Annotated in this window: 2 rRNA genes; both read right to left on the reverse strand. The window is 58.2% G+C overall.

The annotated features are described in order from the left end of the window. Positions 1-22 precede the first annotated feature (22 nt). Positions 23-3,146: ribosomal RNA gene (locus MTQ10_RS27785) — 23S ribosomal RNA — on the reverse strand. Between the two features lie 311 nt (positions 3,147-3,457). Beyond that, positions 3,458-4,985, reverse strand: a 16S ribosomal RNA gene (locus MTQ10_RS27790). The 16S and 23S rRNA genes sit together here, the layout of an rRNA operon. Positions 4,986-5,038: the final 53 nt, after the last annotated feature.

Here is a 5,038-nt window from a genome sequence, read left to right on the forward strand (position 1 = left end):
AACACAGTGGACGCGAGCAACTGAGGACAAGCCCTCGGCCTATTAGTACCGGTCAACTCCACCAGTCACCTGGCTTCCATATCCGGCCTATCAACCCAGTCGTCTACTGGGAGCCTTACCCCATCAAGTGGGTGGGAGCCCTCATCTCGAAGCAGGCTTCCCGCTTAGATGCTTTCAGCGGTTATCCCTCCCGAACGTAGCCAACCAGCCATGCCCTTGGCAGAACAACTGGCACACCAGAGGTTCGTCCGTCCCGGTCCTCTCGTACTAGGGACAGCCCTTCTCAAGACTCCTACGCGCACAGCGGATAGGGACCGAACTGTCTCACGACGTTCTAAACCCAGCTCGCGTACCGCTTTAATGGGCGAACAGCCCAACCCTTGGGACCGACTCCAGCCCCAGGATGCGACGAGCCGACATCGAGGTGCCAAACCATCCCGTCGATATGGACTCTTGGGGAAGATCAGCCTGTTATCCCCGGGGTACCTTTTATCCGTTGAGCGACGGCGCTTCCACAAGCCACCGCCGGATCACTAGTCCCGACTTTCGTCCCTGCTCGACCCGTCGGTCTCACAGTCAAGCTCCCTTGTGCACTTACACTCAACACCTGATTGCCAACCAGGCTGAGGGAACCTTTGGGCGCCTCCGTTACCCTTTAGGAGGCAACCGCCCCAGTTAAACTACCCATCAGACACTGTCCCTGATCCGGATCACGGACCCAGGTTAGACATCCAGCACGACCAGACTGGTATTTCAACGACGACTCCACCCACACTGGCGTGCGAGCTTCACAGTCTCCCAGCTATCCTACACAAGCCGAACCGAACACCAATATCAAACTGTAGTAAAGGTCCCGGGGTCTTTCCGTCCTGCTGCGCGAAACGAGCATCTTTACTCGTAGTGCAATTTCACCGGGCCTATGGTTGAGACAGTCGAGAAGTCGTTACGCCATTCGTGCAGGTCGGAACTTACCCGACAAGGAATTTCGCTACCTTAGGATGGTTATAGTTACCACCGCCGTTTACTGGCGCTTAAGTTCTCAGCTTCGCCCCACCGAAGTGAAGCTAACCGGTCCCCTTAACGTTCCAGCACCGGGCAGGCGTCAGTCCGTATACATCGCCTTACGGCTTCGCACGGACCTGTGTTTTTAGTAAACAGTCGCTTCTCGCTGGTCTCTGCGGCCACCCCCAGCTCACGGAGTAAATCCGGTCACCAGATGTGGCCCCCCTTCTCCCGAAGTTACGGGGGCATTTTGCCGAGTTCCTTAACCATAGTTCACCCGAACGCCTCGGTATTCTCTACCTGACCACCTGAGTCGGTTTAGGGTACGGGCCGCCATGAAACTCGCTAGAGGCTTTTCTCGACAGCATAGGATCATCCACTTCACCACAATCGGCTCGGCATCAGGTCTCAGACTATGTGCCAGGCGGATTTGCCTACCTGACGTCCTACACCCTTACCCCGGGACAACCACCGCCCGGGATGGACTACCTTCCTGCGTCACCCCATCACTCACCTACTACCAGCTCGGGTCACCGGCTCCACCACTCCCACCCACAGCAAAGCTGAAGGCAGGCGGCTTCACGGGCTTAGCATCACTGGATTCGATGTTTGGCGCTTCACAGCGGGTACCGGAATATCAACCGGTTATCCATCGACTACGCCTGTCGGCCTCGCCTTAGGTCCCGACTTACCCTGGGCAGATCAGCTTGACCCAGGAACCCTTAGTCAATCGGCGCAAACGTTTCTCACGTTTGTATCGCTACTCATGCCTGCATTCTCACTCGTCAACCGTCCACGACTACCTTCCAGTGCCGCTTCACCCGGCAGACGACGCTCCCCTACCCATCACAGCAGGCGTTAGCCCTCATGCTGCAATGACACGACTTCGGCGGTACGCTTGAGCCCCGCTACATTGTCGGCGCGGAATCACTAGACCAGTGAGCTATTACGCACTCTTTCAAGGGTGGCTGCTTCTAAGCCAACCTCCTGGTTGTCTGTGCGACTCCACATCCTTTCCCACTTAGCGTACGCTTAGGGGCCTTAGTCGATGCTCTGGGCTGTTTCCCTCTCGACCATGGAGCTTATCCCCCACAGTCTCACTGCCGCGCTCTCACTTACCGGCATTCGGAGTTTGGCTAAGGTCAGTAACCCGGTAGGGCCCATCGCCTATCCAGTGCTCTACCTCCGGCAAGAAACACACGACGCTGCACCTAAATGCATTTCGGGGAGAACCAGCTATCACGGAGTTTGATTGGCCTTTCACCCCTAACCACAGGTCATCCCCCAGGTTTTCAACCCTGGTGGGTTCGGTCCTCCACGAAGTCTTACCTCCGCTTCAACCTGCCCATGGCTAGATCACCCCGCTTCGGGTCTTGAGCGTGCTACTCAAACGCCCTCTTCGGACTCGCTTTCGCTACGGCTACCCCACCCGGGTTAACCTCGCAACACACCGCAAACTCGCAGGCTCATTCTTCAAAAGGCACGCAGTCACGAGAGTGAAGCAAGCTCCACTCCGACGCTCCCACGGCTTGTAGGCACACGGTTTCAGGTACTATTTCACTCCCCTCCCGGGGTACTTTTCACCATTCCCTCACGGTACTATCCGCTATCGGTCACCAGGGAATATTTAGGCTTAGCGGGTGGTCCCGCCAGATTCACACGGGATTTCTCGGGCCCCGTGCTACTTGGGTGTCTCTCAAACGAGCCGCTGACGTTTCGACTACGGGGGTCTTACCCTCTACGCCGGACCTTTCGCATGTCCTTCGCCTACATCAACGGTTTCTCACTCGTCCCACGGCCGGCAGACCGTGGAAGAAAGATCCCACAACCCCCACGACGCAACCCCTGCCGGGTCTCACACGTCGTAGGTTTGGCCTCATCCAGTTTCGCTCGCCACTACTCCCGGAATCACGGTTGTTTTCTCTTCCTGCGGGTACTGAGATGTTTCACTTCCCCGCGTTCCCTCCACACTGCCTATGTGTTCAGCAGCGGGTGACAGCCCATGACGACTGCCGGGTTTCCCCATTCGGAAACCCCCGGATCAAAGCCTGGTTGACGACTCCCCGGGGACTATCGCGGCCTCCCACGTCCTTCATCGGTTCCTGGTGCCAAGGCATCCACCGTGCGCCCTTAAAAACTTGGCCACAGATGCTCGCGTCCACTGTGCAGTTCTCAAACAACGACCAACCACCCATCACCCCACTGGAAATCCAGTGAGTTCACTGGGGCCGGCGACTGAAGGCGACCACACGGCCGTACCCTCAGACACCCAACAGCGTGCCCGACACCCTCGCCTCTCCTCGTTCCGTTCCACGCCGAAGCAGTACTAGGAAGAGAAGCAGAACCAAGATGCCGAGTAGTCAACGTTCCACCCATGAGCAACCAGTGCGAGACGTTCGCTCGCATGCTGGCCTCTGACCGTGCCCCGAAGGACCCGGTAAGAAGTGCTCCTTAGAAAGGAGGTGATCCAGCCGCACCTTCCGGTACGGCTACCTTGTTACGACTTCGTCCCAATCGCCAGTCCCACCTTCGACAGCTCCCTCCCACAAGGGGTTGGGCCACCGGCTTCGGGTGTTACCGACTTTCGTGACGTGACGGGCGGTGTGTACAAGGCCCGGGAACGTATTCACCGCAGCAATGCTGATCTGCGATTACTAGCGACTCCGACTTCATGGGGTCGAGTTGCAGACCCCAATCCGAACTGAGACCGGCTTTTTGAGATTCGCTCCACCTCGCGGTATCGCAGCTCTTTGTACCGGCCATTGTAGCACGTGTGCAGCCCAAGACATAAGGGGCATGATGACTTGACGTCGTCCCCACCTTCCTCCGAGTTGACCCCGGCGGTCTCCCGTGAGTCCCCAGCACCACAAGGGCCTGCTGGCAACACGGGACAAGGGTTGCGCTCGTTGCGGGACTTAACCCAACATCTCACGACACGAGCTGACGACAGCCATGCACCACCTGTACACCGACCACAAGGGGGCGCCCATCTCTGGACGTTTCCGGTGTATGTCAAGCCTTGGTAAGGTTCTTCGCGTTGCGTCGAATTAAGCCACATGCTCCGCCGCTTGTGCGGGCCCCCGTCAATTCCTTTGAGTTTTAGCCTTGCGGCCGTACTCCCCAGGCGGGGCACTTAATGCGTTAGCTGCGGCACGGACGACGTGGAATGTCGCCCACACCTAGTGCCCACCGTTTACGGCGTGGACTACCAGGGTATCTAATCCTGTTCGCTCCCCACGCTTTCGCTCCTCAGCGTCAGTATCGGCCCAGAGATCCGCCTTCGCCACCGGTGTTCCTCCTGATATCTGCGCATTTCACCGCTACACCAGGAATTCCGATCTCCCCTACCGAACTCTAGCCTGCCCGTATCGAATGCAGACCCGGGGTTAAGCCCCGGGCTTTCACATCCGACGCGACAAGCCGCCTACGAGCTCTTTACGCCCAATAATTCCGGACAACGCTTGCGCCCTACGTATTACCGCGGCTGCTGGCACGTAGTTAGCCGGCGCTTCTTCTGCAGGTACCGTCACTCTCGCTTCTTCCCTGCTGAAAGAGGTTTACAACCCGAAGGCCGTCATCCCTCACGCGGCGTCGCTGCATCAGGCTTGCGCCCATTGTGCAATATTCCCCACTGCTGCCTCCCGTAGGAGTCTGGGCCGTGTCTCAGTCCCAGTGTGGCCGGTCGCCCTCTCAGGCCGGCTACCCGTCGTCGCCTTGGTGAGCCGTTACCTCACCAACAAGCTGATAGGCCGCGGGCTCATCCTGCACCGCCGGAGCTTTCCACCCAGAGACCATGCGGTCCTGGGTCGTATCCGGTATTAGACCCCGTTTCCAGGGCTTGTCCCAGAGTGCAGGGCAGATTGCCCACGTGTTACTCACCCGTTCGCCACTAATCCCCGGCCGAAGCCGGTTCATCGTTCGACTTGCATGTGTTAAGCACGCCGCCAGCGTTCGTCCTGAGCCAGGATCAAACTCTCCGTGAATGTTTACCGGTGATCCGGTTCGCACACACGAGAGCGGTGCGAGAGGAGGAATA

Origin of the sequence: Streptomyces sp. XM83C (assembly GCF_023072675.1) — a bacterium.
GTDB classification, from domain to species: Bacteria; Actinomycetota; Actinomycetes; order Streptomycetales; family Streptomycetaceae; genus Streptomyces; species Streptomyces thermocoprophilus.